Here is a 17,166-nt window from a genome sequence, read left to right as displayed (position 1 = left end):
ATCGTCGCTGTCCATGCAGGTCAGCGAGAGAAAGGTGGCGGAGGTGGGAGCCGAGGCGACGCCCGTGCGACGGTTGCGGGCCGACCAGGCGCGCCGGATAGCCGACGTGCTGCGCCATCAGATACATGCGGGTGCTTTCGACGATGTGCTGCCGAGCGAGCAGGAATTGGTCACCGAATACGACGCGTCGCGCAATACCGTGCGCGACGCACTCGCGCTGCTCAAGGACGAAGGGCTGATCGATCGGGTGCCGAAGGTGGGCACCCGGGTCGCCCGGCGCAAATACGATCACGGGCTGGACGCACTGCTCGGGCTGCAGGAAACCCTCAAGGGCCACGGCACGGTGCGCAACGAGGTGCGCGCGGCAATGCATATCACCGCACCACCCGCCGTCGCGCGCAAGCTCGGGCTGAATCCCGGTGAGCGCGTGGTCTATATCGAACGACTGCGCTATCTCGCCGACCTACCGCTGAGCCTGGATCTGACCTATCTCGCACCCGATATCGGCACCGAGGTCCTAGGCCACGATCTCGAGACCAACGACATCTTCGTACTCATCGAACAGATCAGCGGCGGACCGCTCGGCTCGGCCGACCTCGCGCTGGAAGCGATTACCGCCGACGCGCACACCGCGGCCACCTTGGAAGCACCCGAGGGCGCGGCGCTGCTGATGCTCGAACGGCTGACCCGGCTCGACGACGGCCGACCGGTGGATCTGGAATACATCCGGATGCGCGGAGACCGAATCACCATGCGCGGCAGCCTGATCCGCAGCACATCCGAATGGAAGGTCATCTGATGGCACTTGCGAACCAACGCACCGACATTCCGGTGACCATCGACGAATCACTATGCATCCAGGGTTGCACGCTGTGCGTGGAGATCTGCCCGCTCGACTCGCTGGCCATCAATCCGGAAAACGGCAAGGCCTTCATGCACGTCGACGAGTGCTGGTACTGCGGGCCCTGCGCCGCCCGGTGTCCCACGGGCGCCGTCACCGTCAATATGCCCTATCTGTTGCGCTGAACGATCCGGAAGTCCCATGAAGAAACGCCTCGCTCCCCTGCTCCTCGCCGTCGCACTCGCCGCGGCGGGCTGCTCCCTGCAGAGTTCGGACAACACCCCCGAAGGCACCGTCAAGGTCGTCGTCGGCTACCAGTCCAAGACCATCAATACCGTCACCGCGGGCACCCTGCTGCGCGCCCAGGGCTATCTGGAACAGCGGCTACAGAAGATCACCGACAGCGGCGGTGCCAAGTACCAGGTGGAGTGGCAGGACTACGACACCGGCGCGCCGATCACCGCGCAGATGCTCGCCGAGAAGATCGATATCGGGTCGATGGGCGACTATCCGTTGCTGATCAACGGATCTCGCACCCAGTCCAACGAGCGCGCGAAGACGGCGCTGGTATCGGTGACCGGCTACAACCCCAGGGGTGCGCTCAATATGGTTGTGGTGCCCCAGGATTCGACGGTGACCGGGATCGGTGACCTGGCCGGGCAGAAGATTTCGGCCAGCGTCGGCTCGGCCGGGCACGGCACCCTGGTGCAGGCGCTCTCGCGGGCGGGCATCGATCCGGCCAAGGGCGTCGAGGTGCTCAACCAGCAGCCGCAGGTCGGGGCGACCGCATTGGAATCGCATCAGGTCGGCGCGCTCGCGCAGTTCGTGGCCTGGCCCGGACTGCTGGTCTTCCAGAACAAGGCGAAATTGCTCTACGACGGTGCGGAATTGGGTGTGCCCACCTTCCACGGCGTGGTCGCGCGACGCTCCTACACCGCCGATCATCCCGAGGTGCTGCAAGCCTTCCTCGCGGCCCAGCTCGACGCCACGAAGTTCCTGAACGAGAAGCCCTTCGAAGCCGCCAAGATCGTCGCCGACGGTTCCGGATTACCGCAGGAGGTCGTGTACCTCTACAACGGGCCCGGAGGAACGTCTTTCGATACCACACTCAAGCCCAGTCTGATCGATGCTTTCAAAGGCGATGTGCAGTACCTGAAGTCGATCGGCGACTTCGCCGAACTCGATATCGATAAGTTCGTCGATCCCGCGCCGCTGCGCAAGGCCTTCGCCGACAACGGCGCAGGCGACTACGACCAGGCAGTGGCGGCGACCGTCAACCCCAGCCGCGTCACCGGCACCGATCCGGTCTGCGCGCGTCCCGTGAGCAATGCCGCGCAGGCCGGTGAGCTGTGGCTCGACGGCACGGATCGACCGCAGCCCGCCGCCGATCCGACCTGCCTGCTGCGCGCGGTCCAGGCGGCCAAAGCGCAGGGCAAGGTGATCCGCGCCGCGTATGTGCCCGATGCCGAACTCGGCACGCGCTGGTTCGCCGACAAGGCGGTGTGGTTGCGCGACGGCGACAGCTTCCTGCCCTTCACGACACCGGCGGCCGCGCAGCGCTATCGGCAGGCGCACCCGGCCGCCACTGCGATCTCCTATGACCAAGCCGTCACGGAAGTCCGACCATGACAGCATCACACAGCGCTTCGTTGTTGCAGGACGGCCGAGCGACGGGCGAGCGACCCGCGCCCCCGGTCAGCCCGACCGTGGCCGACGGCGATGAAACCGCCGAAGTACGCGGGAGTTCCGCATGGCGCACCCGGATACTCCAGGTGGCGTCGGTCGCGACCGCGATCGGACTGTGGCAGCTGCTCACCGCCAACAATGTGCGGTGGTGGCTGCGTTTCGACACACTGCCGACGGTCACCGAGATCATCGGTGAATTCGGCAAGCAGCTGCAGTCGGACCAGTTCTATGTCGATGTCGCGCAATCGCTGATCCGTATTCTCACCGGATTCGGGCTCGCGGCCGTGGTCGGTGTGGTCGCGGGTATCGGTCTCGGCCGCTCCGGGCTCTTCGCCGCGGTGCTCGGACCGCTCACCGAATTGGCGCGGCCGATTCCGGCCATCGCGCTGGTGCCGGTGGCGATCCTGCTGTTCCCGAGCGACGAATCGGGCATCGTCTTCATCACCTTCATGGCATCGGTGTTCCCGGTGCTGGTCAGCACCCGGCACGCGGTACGCGCGCTGCCGACCATCTGGGAGGACGCGCTGCGCACCCTGGGTGCGTCGCGCGCCGATGTCCTTGTGCGAGTGGTATTTCCGGGCATCCTGCCCGGCGTATTCAGCGGTCTGTCGGTCGGGATGGGTGTGGCATGGATCTGCCTCATCTCGGCCGAGATGATCTCCGGACGGCTCGGCATCGGCTACCGGACCTGGCAGGCCTACACCATCGTCGACTATCCGGCGGTATTCGTCGGCATGATCACCATCGGCATCCTCGGCTTCGGCACCTCCGGAATCGTGGAATTGGCCGGACGCCGGATCACCCGCTGGCTGCCGAGGGAGGTCGCCGAATGACCACGACAACCGCACCCGCCACCTCGACCACAACCGGAATGCGGTTGAGCCTGGACGCAATTCGCATCGCCTACGGCGGCAAAACGGTGCTCGAGAACTTGGAGCTGGCCATCACGCCCGGCGAAATCCTGGTCGTGGTCGGCAAATCCGGCTGCGGCAAGTCGACGCTGCTGCGGGCGATCGCCGGACTGCGCAAGCCGGATCGGGGCGTGATCCGCGCCGACGGCATTGCGGTGACCGGGCCATCCGCCGACCGCGCCCTGGTCTTCCAGGACGATGCGTTGCTGCCGTGGCGCACCGTGCGCCAGAACATCGAGCTCGCACTGCAATTGCGCAAAGTGTCGCGGGCCGAACGCAAAGCCAGCGCCCAGCATTGGGTGGAGGAGGTCGGACTCACCGGCTACGCCGATTATCTCCCGCGCGATCTCTCCGGCGGCATGCGGCAGCGAGTCCAGTTGGCGCGCAGTCTCGCCGGATCGCCGCGCGCGGTGCTGATGGACGAACCGTTCGGCGCACTCGACACCCAGACCCGGACAACCATGCAGCGCTTGCTGATCGACACCTGGCGCGCTCACCCCACCACCGTCGTATTCGTCACCCATGACCTGGACGAGGCGCTACTGCTCGGCGACCGCATCGCGGTGCTGGGTGACGGTGCGCTGGGCGGCGGCGTGCTGCACACCCTGGTCGATGTGCCCGAGCCCCGCACACCGGCGGATCGCCGGTCGGTGAAGGCCGAAATCCTGGAGAAGTTGTGAATATTCCCGAGCTATCCGATCGGATCCGGCTCGACTGCGATGTGCTCGTCATCGGCGGCGGCACCGCGGGGACCATGGCCGCATTGACCGCCGCCGAGGCAGGCGCCGATGTGTTACTGCTGGAGAAGGCGCATGTGCGGCACTCCGGTGCGTTGGCCATGGGCATGGACGGGGTCAACAATGCGGTGATTCCCGGCAAGGCCGAACCCGAGGACTACGTCGCCGAAATCACCAGGGCCAATGACGGAATCGTCAACCAGCGCACCATTTATCAGACCGCCACCCGCGGCTTCGCCATGGTGCAGCGACTCGAACGGTACGGCGTGAAGTTCGAGAAGGACGAGTACGGCGAGTACGCGGTGCGCCGGGTGCACCGGTCCGGGTCGTACGTGCTGCCCATGCCCGAGGGCAAGGACGTCAAGAAGGCGCTGTATCGCGTACTGCGCCAGCGCAAGATGCGCGAGAAGATCCGCATCGAGAACCGGCTCATGCCGGTGCGGGTGCTCACCGATGCGGGCCGCGCAGTGGGTGCGGCCGCATTGAATACGCGCACCGGCGAATTCGTGGCGGTAGGTGCCAAGGCCGTAATCCTGGCGACCGGTCCATCCGGCCGCTTGGGGTTGCCCGCATCGGGTTATCTGTATGGCACCTACGAGAATCCGACCAATGCGGGCGACGGGTATTCGATGGCCTATCACGCCGGCGCGGAGCTCAGCGGTATCGAATGCTTCCAGATCAATCCCCTCATCAAGGATTACAACGGTCCGGCCTGCGCCTATGTGGCCAATCCGTTCGGCGGGTACCAGGTGAACGCGAAGGGCGAACGCTTCGTCGACTCCGATTACTGGTCCGGACAGATGATGTCGGAGGTCAAGCGCGAGATCGAATCCGCGCGCGGGCCAATCTATCTCAAGGTGTCGCATCTGCCCGACGAGACCCTCACGACGCTCGAAGGCATTCTGCACACCACCGAACGCCCGACCCGTGGCACCTTCCACGCCAATCGCGGCCATGACTATCGCACCCACGATATCGAAATGCATATCTCCGAAATCGGTTTATGTGGTGGACATTCCGCATCCGGCGTATGGGTCGACGAACACGCTCGCACGACCGTGCCCGGACTCTACGCGGCCGGTGATCTCGCGTGCGTGCCGCACAACTACATGATCGGCGCTTTCGTCTTCGGCGATCTGGCTGGCGGCCATGCCGCATCGACACTGTCCGAAGTTGCTGCACCCGTCGAACTTCCGGAAGACCAACTGACCGAGGCACATGAACTGATCTATCGGCCGCTGCGGCAGCCGGACGGCCCACCGCAGCCGCAGGTCGAGTACAAGCTGCGCCGATTCGTGAACGACTATGTGGCGCCGCCGAAGACGGCCGCGAAGCTGTCGATCGCGGTCGAGACCTTCGAGCGGATGCGCGGCGAAATCGCCGAAATCGGTGCCCGCACACCTCATGAGCTCATGCGCGCGGTGGAGGTCTCCTTCATCCGCGACTGCGCCGAAATGGCGGCGCGCAGTTCACTGACCCGCACCGAATCACGGTGGGGGCTCTATCATGAACGCGCCGACCTGCCGCAGCGCGACGATAACGAATGGCGCTACCACCTGAACCTGCGCAAGAACTCCGATGGCACGATGGAATTCCTGAAGCGGCCGGTTGCGCCGTATCTGGTACCGGTACCCGGTCTCGATGACCTGCCTTCTACCGACACCACTGTGGTCCCGGTCGCGCAGCCGGAACTCATCGGTGGGCGCGCACCCGCGGATGCACCGCGCACCGTCCGCACATCGACGACCCCGCCGTCACCGCGACTGGTCAGCCTGCTTGCCCTGGATTCGCCTACGATGCAGGACCTTTCGACCTATCTGTCCGATGAGGATGCCGGCGTTCGAGTGGCGGCGCTATCGGTGCTGACCGAGAACACCCCCGAGGGATTCGCATCGGTATTGATCGGCGCGCTCGACGATGACGCAGCATCCGTTCGCGCGGCAGCCGCGGCGAGTCTGCGCGAACTCGTGGAGGTGCTTCCCGATTCGACCGGCCTCGCCGATCGACTCGGCTCCCCCGACCCGGTCGTCCGGGCGACCGTCGTGGATCTGCTGCGCGCGCTGCGATCCGGAACCGCGGCGCAATTCGTTGCAGCACTGACCGATTCGGATCATCGGGTGCGCATCGAGGCCGTACGGGCTCTGGTATCGCTCGATGACTGGCAGGCCGTCTCGTCGGCGGCGACCGATCAGAACCGTGAGGTCCGCATTGCCGTCGCGCACGGGTTGTCGGCGATCGGCGGGCATGGCACCGAAACGGCGCGCGCTCTTGCCCAGGATACCGATCCGCTCGTGCGTGCCGCCGCTTTGGCTTCGTTCGCGAATCTCGGTGTCGCGCAAGATGACACGTCGCTGCTTGTCGGCGCGCTCGCACACTCTGCCTGGCAGGTCCGGGTGGGTGCCGCGCGAGGTCTCGCGGGCGCGAACCCCGATTTCGGCGTCACCCCGCTTTCCGAAGCCCTGCACGATCCACACCTCGATGTGCGCAAGGCAGCGGTATTGGCGCTGGCCACCTGGCCGCACAGTGGGGCGGCGCACGATGCACTGAAGCTGGCGATCGATGACACCGATGCGGACGTGCGCGCCTATGCACGCCGTGCGTTGGACAGCGTGCATTCATAGCCGTACGTTCGGCGATCCGCATCAGAAGCCGCGAAAAACTCCATCCGCGTCGACACTGTCGGCGAAGTCCTCGAAATCCATGTTCGCCAGCGACAGGTTGTTCTCTACCGCGGGCATTTCGCTCGGCACCACGCGAAAGGTCGGAAAGCCCACCACGTCTTCGTTCTCCCGGCTCGTATCCACAACGAGAATCGGATGTTCGGGATCGGTGATGGCTCGCTTGTCCACCAGGAACAGATAATACGGCGGCGGCGCGGGGAGCAAGCTCTCCAACTTCGCCACCGTCAGGGCTTCGAAGCGGAGGTCGTCGACCGCCGTGATACCCGCATACGCGCGTATGCCGTCACCCAGGTCCCACGGCTGCAGCGCCGCATCCAGGGTTTCGGCCCACGCGGCGTCGTCGGCGAAATCGGTTCTGATGAACAAGGATTCGCCATCGGGCAGCACCATCACGTTTTCCTCTCGCGCCGAGGTGGGGCTCATATCACCCGAACACATGGCCAACACAATCGCGGCCAACGCAACCAACCCCAACGGACCGAACTTCACGAGCGGGAAGCCTACCCGCCTCCAGACCCTGGCCATGCGTCCAATCGACCACGCGAATTCACTGGCACAATCAGCCCCACCCGACCGAGTTCGGGCCTGCCTCGAGTCGAAGCCGAGTTATGCGCAGCGGAATTGAAAGCCCGCCACCGGTGTCGTGCCGGGTGCCACGTCGACCTGAAGGTAGGCGATGCTCGCCAGCTCGCAGCCGGACGGAACGGAGGTGACCTGCGCCTGGTAGCAGCCGTTCGGGAACGTCTGCGTCACGGTTCCATCGCCCCCGGTCGTCAGGGTGGCCAGTACCGGACCGGCGGCGCAGGTCGTAATGCCGACTCCGACACCCGTCACCGGCAGTTGATCCGTGCCCGTGGTCGCCTGCACCTTCAGCGGACCATCGCCCGGTGGCTGCGCACCGGCCGCGCCAGCGGGCAGCATCGCCACCAGTGCGGCACCGAGTACGGATGTGACGAGCAGCGTGTTGCGCAAGCGGGTCTCCTTCGGTGGATATGAGCTGATCCGGGCGATCGCCCTGCCACCGTATTCCAAACCGACCGGCACGGCCACGACCCGAGGCCGCCAGTCGTCCATCGCGCCGAGAAATCAGGCTGGATCCGCGACAACCACCACACCACTGGGCGCATCGACCAGCGAAACCGTCCGCGCGGCAGCATCATCCACGTGCACGCGCGGATGATCGGGCAGTTCGGATTCGTAGTACGTACCCGGACCATAGAATTGGCCGTACTTCACGACCACGCCGCCGATATCGAGCACCGCGGCCTCATGCTCATGGATGACGGCACCGCGGCCGGTCGGCGGCTCCCACGCAATGCTCTGGGCGACAAAGCGTTTCGCGCCCGCGGCCTGCGCGGCGGCGATCAGATTGCGGGTGCCCTCGGAACGGATGCGCGCATTCGCACCGGCGAGTTCCGGGAGCAGCGCGGCATCGTCGGGGAGATCGGTGAGCTGATGCATCACCAGATCGGGCCGGAAAGCGACGACCGCCGCAGTCAGCGCGTCGAGATCGTACACATCGCAGACCACCGGTTCCGCGCCGGCGGACCGCACCTGGTCGACCTTGGTCGCAGACCGGGTCATCCCCGCAACCTCGTGTCCGGCCTCGATCAGCAAGGGCAACAACCGGGTTCCGATAACGCCGGTCGCACCGGCCAGATAGATCCGCACCCGACCCAGCCTAATTCCCGGACAGAGAGTGGGGAACGCCGCCGCGTAGCTGGTCGTATGCTCTATGCCCAGCGGTATCGAGGGAGATGGAGGATCCATGGCAGATCGAGAAGTGCTGACCTGGGAATTATTCGGGACGGCGAGCCGCGAGCTCGCCACCGAAATCGCCAAGGACGGGTTCGAACCGGATCTGATCCTCTCGATCGCACGCGGCGGCCTATTCGTCGCCGGAGCGCTCGGTTACGCACTGGACGTGAAGAACCTGCACGTGATGAACGTCGAGTTCTACACCGGCATCGATCAGCGCCTCGATCTCCCGGTCATGCTGCCACCGGTCCCGCAGGCGGTCGATCTGGCCGGTGCCACGGTCCTGATCGCCGACGATGTGGCCGATACCGGCGCCACCCTCAAACTCGTGCGCGACTTCTGCATCGACCATGTCGCCGAGGTGCGCTGCGCGGTCGTGTACCAGAAGCCGCATTCCGAGGTCGATTGCGAATACGTCTGGCGGCGCACCGACCGCTGGATCAACTTCCCCTGGTCCACCGAACCGCCCGTCGTCGACCGGCATGCCCGAGTGATCGACGCCTGAGCCACCCGACTCGGCGCACCCGGTTCTTATCGGCCGGATCGCTCGGCAACGGCTGCGTCGAGGCGCGCGCCGAGCGCGTTGACCTGGTCGCGCAGCCGGATGAGATGCTCGATCGGATAGCCGACCTCCGCCATGACCGCCTCGATCATCTGCCGGGCCTGCGGTTGCAGGGCGCGGCCGGCTTCGGTCGCACGCAGTTCGACAGCGCGGCGGTCGTTCGCACTCCGGACGCTCTCGACCAGACCATGTGCCTGGAGTCGCTGGATGAGCGGTGAGACCGTGCCGTAGTCCAGCTGCAGTTGTTCGCCGAGTTCCTTCATGGTCATCGCAGGCCGTCCCCACAAAGCCAGCAGGGCCAGATACTGCGGGTAGGTAACACCCATCCCCTCGAGAAACGGCCGATATGCCGCGGTCATCGATCGGGATGTGGAGTACAGAGCAAAACACAGCTGTGATGCGAGTGAGAGCAGGTCGGCATCGGTTCCCCCGACGGTTGCGGAAGCACCATCGGACCCCGCGGCCGCTCCGACACGCACCACTGGTGTGGGATGCGCTTCTTCGGGCATTAGGACACTGTATCCCAGCGAATTCGCTCCAGGGTTTGCGCTGTTACGGGGTAACGGTACGGGAAGCGAACGGTGGCGATGACACCTGCTTTTCTGACACTTGTTCTACCGGGCAAGACTGAGCGGAGCGCACCGCCGCAGTTGCGCCACACAGAATGTTTTGGACAGCGTCGATGTGATCATCGAACATCCTCTCGATGTCCTCGGCGATCTATTTGCGTTGCAGCAGAACAGTTTTCAGTGAGTCGGCGCGTTTCGGCAGCACGGTTTCGGCGGCTTTCGTGCCGGAAACGGGGACGGTTTGAGCGGGCAGCGCGGGCGTTGCGGGCATCGGCCTTGGCTTGGCCGGGGTAGGGGTCGGCGATGCGGCGCATCGACAAGCCGGGGAGGTAGGCCACGTCGTGGCCGCAAGCACCGGCGACGGTCGGCCGGTAGCGGCCGCAATTCCGGAGCCCGTGGCATGCCGGGTGCGCCGAACGCGCCGATTCGCTTGCGGTGCTGGTGATTACGGCGGCATTGCCGACGAACAGATAAGGGAGAGATTCAGGACGGCGCCTTGGCCAGGTCTGCGAGCAGCGTGGTCAGCTGGTCCCGGAACGGCGGATTCAGGGTCGCGACTGCGGATTCCAGCTGGGTCTGGCATTGGGTCAGCACACCAACCCAGTCCCCTCGCTCGGCTCCCGAGAGCGCCGCATCGACCATGTCGGTCAACGCGGCCGGTGTCGGCGAGGACGCGTTGAACGCCTCAGCCGGCAGCCCCGAGACGGTGGCGCGCAGGACGTCGGCGAGTTCCCAGTTGCGATATAGCGCCAGGGTCCGTTCGCTGAATCCGACTCCGGCAATGGGCTTCCCGGCCAGCGTCCCCTCCCAGCGCACCGGGCCGATCATGTACTCGATCGGGAGCGCGTGCGCGGGCGACTGGACGAATGGGACACACCGCAGTTCGAGATCCATGCTGGGCACGCGCAGGGTGTGTTCGCTGGCCATCCAGCGGTTGGGCGACGGCGGGGGAACCAGCACAGACATCGCTGAGGGCCACTTGACGTAGCCGGTGTTGGTGATCTCCAGATCAGGTGCGTACAGCGTGCGGTTTCCGTCGGGTATATAGCGGGTGGTTCCGGTGAATGGCTGGATCGAGTTGCGTTGGGTGCGGTCGAACTGGCGCCAGATGGACAGGTCGGTCCCATCGTCGAGATTGACCGAGCGCCATTCGTGGGACCGGTCGCGCGCGAGAATGCCGGCGTGCACACCGGCATAGGCCGGGAACAACTGCCGATCGATGTGTCCCTTGGTGCCAATGACCGGTTCGGTCTCATCTCCCCAGGTCAGCGTGCCAGAAAAGGCAGTGCCGGTCTGAAACTAGGTCAGCGTATCCGGTTGACCGAAGCAGGTGATCACACTGCGGGTGGTTTCACTGCCGGCGACCGCGGGTGGGTTCAGCGGGTCGACATCGGCATCGAGGCGCATCGGGCGCCCGTCCTGATCGGTGCCGCACAACGCCGACGCTGAGGAGGTGCGGAATTCAGGATGGTGACAGCGAACCCGGCGCGCAGCAAGGTCGGTCCTACCGCACCCGGGCTTGCGGCCAGCGGGTACATGGCGGGAACCACGCTTCATCGATGGACTGGTCCGGTTGGGTTACGGGAACCCGCTGCTGCGCCGATGCTTGTCCTTACCCCCGCGTCGGATGGTGACAGCCACGCACGAGCGCCCAGAAGCGGGTCGGTTGTCGGCGGTCACTGCGCGATAGGCTGGCCTGATGCGCACCCATGGCTGGGCTGGGGAGAGGCCGACCAGTGACGAGGAGGCCGTCGAACGGATACTTGCGGCGGCCCGACGAGCGATCGATAGTGGCATCGAACCCGGAATAGCCGACATCGCACGGGCTCTCAGCGTCACGCGGCAGACCGTTTATCGCTATTTCCCGAGCACCGAAGAGTTGTTGGCCGCGACCGCGGTGCGCGCTGCCGACGACTTTCTCGACCGTTTGGCCGCTGATCTGTCGGGTCTCACCGATCTCGGGACAGCGGTGATCGAGGCGATAGCCTTGACGCTGGAACGCCTACCACAGCAGCCGCAGGTCGGACTGCTCATGAAGCCCGGGCGTTCGGGGGAATTCGCAGCCGGGGTGACGTCGAGGATCGCCCGTGACTTCGGTCGTTCCATCCTCGGCCGCTTCGATGTCGACTGGGTGGCTGCCGGGTTCGACGATGGGGACCTGGACGAGCTGGTGGAAGCGATGTTGCGAACGCTGCAGTCGTTCATCGTCGACCCGGGCGACCCGCCGCGCACCGGGCCGGAGCTCAGGCAATATTTGCGACGATGGTTCGCGCCCGCATTGATAGTGCGGACTGGATCACCGACGGATGAGCAATCGGCCGGGTTGTAGGCCGTCGCGATCGGAACACTCTAGCGGTCACCGCCCCTCGTTCCTGGGAGTGTTTGCGGTGCACCACGATTCGAATCATTCGAGATGTTCGTCCGGTCAGCCGGTTATTCCGAACAGATCATTCGGTGTCAAGTCGAAGCGCCCACCTCTCGGCCACCGATCAAGTGCTCGAGGTCCCCCACCGACCATGGCCCTCGTCGAGGCGGTGGTCGCCTTGACCGGCGAACCGCATCCCCTACTGGCCGACACGAATCGACACCTGTTATCGGTCAACGATTGGCGGAACTACACCGATCCCACGGTATGCCGACGAACTGAGAACACGCCCATGACGCGAATTCGCTGTGTTTTCTGCCGCCGTCAAGCGTTGCCCCGCCCGGCAGTCACGGCGAAATACCACTGTTCAGGAGTCCCGCCGGGCATATAGCACGCAGCAGTATCGGCACCGGAATTCTCCGCAGTCACCCGCACTCTCTGTTGCCGTTGCGCCGCCCCGAGCCCATAGAACGGGGTATTCAGATGGGGTCGGGCTCGTGTGGTCCGTACGTAAGTGGTTCGAATGCCCTGGCATGCGGATCGGTTGGAGGCGGGGTGCTGCGACGGATCCACAGTCCGGCAAGGAACGCCACAGTGGTGATGATCGCGATGTGCACCGCCATCAAGACGAGGAACGGGAGGACGAATCCCTCGTCGGTGACCGCGCCGCGGTCGGTCACACAGTAGAGGGTGTAGTTGACCGAGGTGCCCTCGGAGTCGTGGAAGGTGTCCGATACCACCACGGGTTCGTGGTAGGGGTCCGAACAGAAAAGCGGCGCGGTGAGTTTCGCTTCACCGGGCCAGATCGATACGGGCACCACGGTGCTGAACATGCCGACGCCGACACCGGTCGACAATGCGGTGGTGAGCAGTCTCGCCATGGCCTCACACCTGCTGGATTCGAAGAAAAGCGCCGACGCGGTCGAACTCGGCGACCATATCCGTCCGCGGGGAGCTCACATTCGCGACGATCCGGATCTCGCGGCCGAACCGACTCACAACGATCACGCTGACCTGGCCGTCGGCGAGTTCGCTGCGAACCAGGGTGGTATCGACGATGTCCTCGATATGCGCGAGTCCCGGCACCTCACTGATCATGAAGCCCTCGCTGTCGATGTCGTCGAATGCCGAAACCCGCACCGGCTGTGGCGCACTCAGCGCACCGAGCGTGAACGAGTAGTCGTCGAGCCGGCGGGTACCGTCGGGATCACGCACCCGCAGTCGCACGGTCGCCTGCCGTGCGGTGGGATCCGGCCACGCGGAGAAGAATCGAGTCACCTGGTCCGGCTGATCGGACAGCACCAGGCGGAACCGCATGGAATCCGGAGCGGTCAGCAGAATGACATTCGCCTGAAAATCAGTGGTTCCCAAGCTCTCTCGCACCGCGGTGACCGCTGAATCCGTCAACCCGTTCACCAGTCCCCCGCCCCGCGCCCGCAAACTCTGTTCGAAGTCGCCGCGCTCGACCGCCCCGAAACAGCCACAGGCGCTCAATACGACCAAACACAGTGCGGCCCGTAGCCACCTCCGACGGCGCATACCGGAATGCTAAACGTTCACTGGTCGAATGCCACGTCGGTCTCGTTTGTCAGAGATCGAGCCAAAGGAGGCGGGATCTCATGTCACGGCTTCAAGTGCTCATACAGTGTGGATGTGGTTGCCGTGCATGGGAATTCGGCGGCCGGGGCCGGTGGCGTCAGTTACGGGGTCAGGAGCCGATGACGTCGCAAGCGCGCCCTACGAGGAATGGGTCGGCCGGGGTGACGATTTCGGGGTCCTTGTTGTCGTAGTCGAACAGACCGAGGACGTGGCGCATCGCGTTCAGGCGGGCGCGTTTCTTGTCGTTGCTCTTGACCACGATCCAGGGGGCGTAGTCGGTATCGGTGTGCTCGAAGTTCTGCTCTTTGGCGGCGGTGTAGTCGTCCCATTTGTCGAGCGAGGCCAAGTCCATCGGGGACAGCTTCCATTGGCGGACCGGGTCGACCTGGCGGATGGCGAAGCGGGTGCGCTGCTCCTGCGGGGACACCGAGAACCAGAACTTGACGAGGTCGATGCCGTCGTCGACGAGCATGCGCTCGAAGAGCGGAACTTGGGCAAGGAATCGCTGATGTTGTTCGGGGGTGCAAAACCCCATGACCCGTTCGACTCCGGCACGGTTGTACCAAGAGCGGTCGAACAACACGATCTCCCCGCCCGCGGGTAGGTGTTCGACGTAGCGCTGGAAGTACCACTGCGTCGACTCGCGCGTGGTCGGCTTCTCCAGTGCCACCACGCGTGCCCCGCGCGGGTTGAGGTGCTCCATGAACCGCTTGATGGTTCCACCCTTACCCGCGGCGTCGCGGCCCTCGAACACGATCACCAGCCTGCGCCCCTCGGCCTTGACCCAATTCTGCAATTTGAGCAGCTCGATCTGCAGCAGGCGTTTGTCGGCCTCGTAGCCATCGCGGGCCAGACGCTCCTCGTAGGGGTAGCCCTCACGCCAGGTGTCGACGGCGAAACCACCCTGGGCGGTGATCAGGACCGGGTCGTCATCGTCGAAATCGTCGACGATGAAACCGGCAGTGTCGGAAAGGTCGACCACGGACTGGAGGTCGCCGATCGCACTGAAGTCGGGCAATGGCTGCCGTGTCGCGAAGTCGGTCATTTTCGGGACATTATCGACGGATTCTGACCGAAAGGTGAACAGCCGAAGCACCTCATCGTGCGCGCATCACCTGCGGCGTGGGCCTTTCCTGGCCATGCGCAGACCCCATACCTCGAGGGTTGTCGCGATCGCCATGTATTGCAGGTAGGCGGCGATGACAAGCTCGGCGCCGTAGTCGTGCAGCCATCCCCGTAATGGCAGCAGCGCCGCCACACCGAGGCAGATCAGCAATGCACCCAGCACCTGTGCCGGGATCCGCAGTGGCGCGAGCTGCTCATCGCGGAGAACGCGGGCGGACTGCGCCGAACCTGCGGCGGCCCGCGAGCCCGGGTGGGAAGCGGCGGGACTACCGCTACGGCGTGTCTCGAAGGGATTGGATATGGACGCTGGATTAGCCATAGCGTTCTCCGGGCCGACACTGCGATCGACCAAGGTAGCGATTCGATATGGAAGATGGCGCGATACGGGCGATCGCCGTCACGACGACCGATCCGTGCTGTCATGCGGCGCGAGTGCCGCTCCCGACGTTTATGAAGGCTAACTATTAGCTAGCGATAGCCTGACAGCATTTGTACCTCGAAAAAAGACCCACTTCACATCACGACTGCACACATGCACGCGAGACCGAATCGTGACCTGGTGCGCGGATATGGTCCTGAACTAGGGAAATAACTCCCCGGATGCCGGAATTCAGATCTGACTGGTAGTGCGCGCAGCCACGCTGGCGTTACCGAACCGATATCCAGTAGCGACGTGGCCGAGCCGTGATCTCGGATGATCGAGACCGTTGCGCCACAACTGAACGATCGACCACATAGTCGCGCACAGCAGCATGCCGTTGCGGACTGTCAACACCACCACTCCCGGCCAGCTCCCGGTGGCTACCCGGTCGTAGACGAAGGGGAATTCCACTTGGCTCATGAACGCGGTCGCCAGCACCAGCAGCAGCACAGGCCGCTGCGTGCTGCGCGAGTCGAGCGCGCAGACCGACGCGACCGCCACTGCCCACACCAAGTACTGCGGGCTGAGTACCCGGCTGGTCACCAGGGCGAGCAGCACTGCGGCCAATACCAGATCCGTCGCTGGAGGCCGCGCACGCCACCAGATGACCAGCAACACCGCGCCGCCCACGAGCGTGGCCGCCACGCACGCCGACGCCACCGCGGACACCACTGGTCCGGATAACTCGTCGGCCCCATAGCGATGCACGATGGTCCAGCGGCCGTTCAGCAGTCGAGCGATCAATAGTGGTGTGGCAGCCACGGATTCGATCTGCAATCCACGCTTCGACTGGAACTCCAGGAACGACCACGCCCCCGGACCCAACGCGGTCAATCCCGCGATCGCGGCGATACCGACACCGGCCGCGCCCGCACCCATCCGCCGCAGCGTTCGCCAGCGCAAACCCAGCACGACCAACACCGGCCAGACTTTCAACAGCACACCCGCCGCAGCGGCCGCGCCCGCCGCCGCCGGGCGGCGCGTCGCCCACAGCAGTGCCGCGACCACGGTCGCGGCCACGATCAAATCGAATCGGCCATAGCAGACTCTGCCCAACAGGGCCACGCCCGCCGCCCACACCCACGGCCCGGTCTGCGCTGTCTCCCAGCCGTCGCGCCGCGCGGCCCGGATCAACAAGCCGAGTACGCTCGCATCCGCAGCGGCGACCAGCGCGAAAAACAACCAGTTGTAGCCTGCCCCGCCGCCGAGCAGTCTGGGCACAGCGAGCAGCACGCCGGCTCCGGGCGGATACTGCCAGCGCTCGTCCGCCAGCGGGAAAATGTTCTGGTACACGATCTGCTCGGCCCATCCGCGATACAGCGTCAAGTCCGCGGCCGAGGCATCCCAGACGCTGTGTGGCAGCACCGTCACCCCGGTCAACACCACCATCAGCGTTCGCGTAACCACCCACACCAACCACAATTTCGACACCGACGACAGCCTGCGCACAAGGCCGCAGCCTAACCATCACGGCCCTCTTCCCACACCGGGCGCAAACATCATCGCGCTCAGCACAGCGCCGGGACCAGTCCGGCATTACCGCCGATACGCTGCTGCCCGCATGACGGGCACTTGATCGTCGTTCGATCGAAACCGTCAGGCGCACAACCGGAATCACAACAGTCATCCGAAGATGAGGAGGAGCCGTATGTCTCACCGAAGGGTTCACCTGGGTCGTGTCGCCGCTGCCTTGGCTTGATCACGTCAGCGTTCTCGATATCGTTCCAAGTGGCAGAGGCGACGCCGGTCACGCTCGGCACCGGCAGCGAAATCGGAAGTGTTTCAGGGCCATACGATCCGTGCGGTTCGAACCGGTACGGCTGCTATGCACCCTACGGTGCGTGTGACACCTACCAGCCCGGGTGCGCCGGTCCGAACGACTCCGCAAACCGTACGACTACGACCGGAATC

The 17,166-nt window shown here is 64.9% G+C and carries 18 protein-coding genes; 8 read left to right on the top strand and 10 right to left on the bottom strand.

Features of this window, described 5'->3' with window-relative positions; genetic code table 11:
• Positions 1-13: 13 nt before the first annotated feature.
• From ACFYOW_RS27175 to ACFYOW_RS27150, 6 genes are read left to right on the top strand one after another with little or no spacing between them, the layout of a single operon-like run.
• The gene (locus ACFYOW_RS27175) at positions 14-799 is read left to right on the top strand and encodes a GntR family transcriptional regulator (protein WP_387292496.1); all 786 of its coding nucleotides are present in this window, start codon (positions 14-16) and stop codon (positions 797-799) included.
• Positions 799-1,026, top strand: coding sequence for a ferredoxin family protein (locus ACFYOW_RS27170; RefSeq protein ID WP_040689749.1), 228 nt, complete (start codon positions 799-801; stop codon positions 1,024-1,026). The genes ACFYOW_RS27175 and ACFYOW_RS27170 overlap by 1 nt, the downstream gene beginning before the upstream one ends.
• A 16-nt stretch (positions 1,027-1,042) precedes the next feature.
• Positions 1,043-2,470 carry an ABC transporter substrate-binding protein gene (locus ACFYOW_RS27165; RefSeq protein WP_387292494.1) on the top strand — a complete coding sequence of 476 codons (1,428 nt, stop codon included), beginning with the start codon at positions 1,043-1,045 and terminating at the stop codon, positions 2,468-2,470.
• Positions 2,467-3,360 (top strand): ABC transporter permease, encoded by an 894-nt coding sequence (locus ACFYOW_RS27160; protein WP_387292492.1) that lies wholly within the window; start codon positions 2,467-2,469, stop codon positions 3,358-3,360. Before ACFYOW_RS27165 ends, ACFYOW_RS27160 begins: the two co-directional genes overlap by 4 nt.
• Positions 3,357-4,118: an ABC transporter ATP-binding protein gene (locus ACFYOW_RS27155; RefSeq protein ID WP_387292490.1), complete on the top strand. Its 762-nt coding sequence runs from the start codon at positions 3,357-3,359 to the stop codon at positions 4,116-4,118. Before ACFYOW_RS27160 ends, ACFYOW_RS27155 begins: the two co-directional genes overlap by 4 nt.
• Complete coding sequence (locus ACFYOW_RS27150) at positions 4,115-6,796, top strand: fumarate reductase/succinate dehydrogenase flavoprotein subunit (RefSeq protein ID WP_387292489.1); 2,682 nt, start codon at positions 4,115-4,117, stop codon at positions 6,794-6,796. Before ACFYOW_RS27155 ends, ACFYOW_RS27150 begins: the two co-directional genes overlap by 4 nt.
• A 21-nt stretch (positions 6,797-6,817) precedes the next feature.
• Here the strand turns inward: ACFYOW_RS27150 and ACFYOW_RS27145 are convergent, their stop codons facing one another.
• From ACFYOW_RS27145 to ACFYOW_RS27135, 3 genes are all read right to left on the bottom strand, one after another.
• A complete protein-coding gene (locus ACFYOW_RS27145; protein ID WP_387292487.1) occupies positions 6,818-7,345 on the bottom strand; it encodes a DUF6924 domain-containing protein in 528 nt (175 codons plus the stop codon).
• A 117-nt stretch (positions 7,346-7,462) separates the two neighbouring features.
• Positions 7,463-7,900, bottom strand: a complete 438-nt coding sequence (locus ACFYOW_RS27140; protein WP_387292486.1) for a hypothetical protein — start codon at positions 7,898-7,900, stop codon at positions 7,463-7,465.
• 42 nt (positions 7,901-7,942) lie between these two features.
• The gene (locus ACFYOW_RS27135) at positions 7,943-8,527 is read right to left on the bottom strand and encodes an NAD-dependent epimerase/dehydratase family protein (RefSeq protein WP_387292484.1); all 585 of its coding nucleotides are present in this window, start codon (positions 8,525-8,527) and stop codon (positions 7,943-7,945) included.
• Between the two features lie 97 nt (positions 8,528-8,624).
• Here ACFYOW_RS27135 and ACFYOW_RS27130 point away from each other — a divergent pair, with 97 nt between their 5' ends.
• On the top strand, positions 8,625-9,119 hold the full coding sequence (locus ACFYOW_RS27130; RefSeq protein ID WP_387292483.1) for a phosphoribosyltransferase: 495 nt from the start codon (positions 8,625-8,627) through the stop codon (positions 9,117-9,119).
• A gap of 26 nt (positions 9,120-9,145) precedes the next feature.
• Here the strand turns inward: ACFYOW_RS27130 and ACFYOW_RS27125 are convergent, their stop codons facing one another.
• Together ACFYOW_RS27125 and ACFYOW_RS27120 are read right to left on the bottom strand one after the other, a co-directional pair.
• Positions 9,146-9,685 (bottom strand): MarR family winged helix-turn-helix transcriptional regulator, encoded by a 540-nt coding sequence (locus ACFYOW_RS27125; protein WP_387292481.1) that lies wholly within the window; start codon positions 9,683-9,685, stop codon positions 9,146-9,148.
• Positions 9,686-10,228: 543 nt separating this feature from the next.
• The gene (locus tag ACFYOW_RS27120; protein WP_387292479.1) at positions 10,229-10,954 is read right to left on the bottom strand and encodes a hypothetical protein; all 726 of its coding nucleotides are present in this window, start codon (positions 10,952-10,954) and stop codon (positions 10,229-10,231) included.
• A gap of 490 nt (positions 10,955-11,444) precedes the next feature.
• On the opposite strand from ACFYOW_RS27120, the gene ACFYOW_RS27115 reads away from it, so the two are divergent.
• Positions 11,445-12,074, top strand: a complete 630-nt coding sequence (locus ACFYOW_RS27115; protein ID WP_387292477.1) for a TetR/AcrR family transcriptional regulator — start codon at positions 11,445-11,447, stop codon at positions 12,072-12,074.
• Positions 12,075-12,589: 515 nt separating this feature from the next.
• Here ACFYOW_RS27115 and ACFYOW_RS27110 read toward each other — a convergent pair.
• From ACFYOW_RS27110 to ACFYOW_RS27090, 5 genes are all read right to left on the bottom strand, one after another.
• A complete protein-coding gene (locus ACFYOW_RS27110) occupies positions 12,590-12,991 on the bottom strand; it encodes a hypothetical protein (protein ID WP_387292476.1) in 402 nt (133 codons plus the stop codon).
• A gap of 4 nt (positions 12,992-12,995) precedes the next feature.
• A complete protein-coding gene (locus ACFYOW_RS27105) occupies positions 12,996-13,649 on the bottom strand; it encodes a hypothetical protein (RefSeq protein WP_387292474.1) in 654 nt (217 codons plus the stop codon).
• A 169-nt stretch (positions 13,650-13,818) separates the two neighbouring features.
• Positions 13,819-14,754 (bottom strand): polyphosphate kinase 2, encoded by a 936-nt coding sequence (gene ppk2 / locus ACFYOW_RS27100; protein WP_387292472.1) that lies wholly within the window; start codon positions 14,752-14,754, stop codon positions 13,819-13,821.
• Positions 14,755-14,820: 66 nt separating this feature from the next.
• A complete protein-coding gene (locus ACFYOW_RS27095) occupies positions 14,821-15,153 on the bottom strand; it encodes a hypothetical protein (protein WP_387292470.1) in 333 nt (110 codons plus the stop codon).
• A gap of 291 nt (positions 15,154-15,444) precedes the next feature.
• The gene (locus tag ACFYOW_RS27090; RefSeq protein ID WP_387292468.1) at positions 15,445-16,686 is read right to left on the bottom strand and encodes a glycosyltransferase family 87 protein; all 1,242 of its coding nucleotides are present in this window, start codon (positions 16,684-16,686) and stop codon (positions 15,445-15,447) included.
• Positions 16,687-17,166 lie beyond the last annotated feature (480 nt).

The organism is Nocardia sp. NPDC006982, assembly GCF_042869435.1.
Classification (GTDB): Bacteria; Actinomycetota; Actinomycetes; order Mycobacteriales; family Mycobacteriaceae; genus Nocardia.
This window is presented reverse-complemented; position numbering and strand designations above follow the sequence as displayed.

What these genes read in the sequence shown, in the direction of transcription:
- ACFYOW_RS27175 (WP_387292496.1), top strand. Translation starts at nt 14, where the DNA reads ATGCAGGTCAGCGAGAGAAAGGTGGCGGAGGTGGGAGCCGAGGCGACG.
- ACFYOW_RS27170 (WP_040689749.1), top strand. Translation starts at nt 799, where the DNA reads ATGGCACTTGCGAACCAACGCACCGACATTCCGGTGACCATCGACGAA.
- ACFYOW_RS27165 (WP_387292494.1), top strand. Translation starts at nt 1,043, where the DNA reads ATGAAGAAACGCCTCGCTCCCCTGCTCCTCGCCGTCGCACTCGCCGCG.
- ACFYOW_RS27160 (WP_387292492.1), top strand. Translation starts at nt 2,467, where the DNA reads ATGACAGCATCACACAGCGCTTCGTTGTTGCAGGACGGCCGAGCGACG.
- ACFYOW_RS27155 (WP_387292490.1), top strand. Translation starts at nt 3,357, where the DNA reads ATGACCACGACAACCGCACCCGCCACCTCGACCACAACCGGAATGCGG.
- ACFYOW_RS27130 (WP_387292483.1), top strand. Translation starts at nt 8,625, where the DNA reads ATGGCAGATCGAGAAGTGCTGACCTGGGAATTATTCGGGACGGCGAGC.
- ACFYOW_RS27125 (WP_387292481.1), bottom strand. Translation starts at nt 9,685, where the DNA reads ATGCCCGAAGAAGCGCATCCCACACCAGTGGTGCGTGTCGGAGCGGCC.
- ACFYOW_RS27115 (WP_387292477.1), top strand. Translation starts at nt 11,445, where the DNA reads ATGCGCACCCATGGCTGGGCTGGGGAGAGGCCGACCAGTGACGAGGAG.
- ACFYOW_RS27110 (WP_387292476.1), bottom strand. Translation starts at nt 12,991, where the DNA reads ATGGCGAGACTGCTCACCACCGCATTGTCGACCGGTGTCGGCGTCGGC.
- ACFYOW_RS27105 (WP_387292474.1), bottom strand. Translation starts at nt 13,649, where the DNA reads ATGCGCCGTCGGAGGTGGCTACGGGCCGCACTGTGTTTGGTCGTATTG.
- ppk2 (WP_387292472.1), bottom strand. Translation starts at nt 14,754, where the DNA reads ATGACCGACTTCGCGACACGGCAGCCATTGCCCGACTTCAGTGCGATC.
- ACFYOW_RS27095 (WP_387292470.1), bottom strand. Translation starts at nt 15,153, where the DNA reads ATGGCTAATCCAGCGTCCATATCCAATCCCTTCGAGACACGCCGTAGC.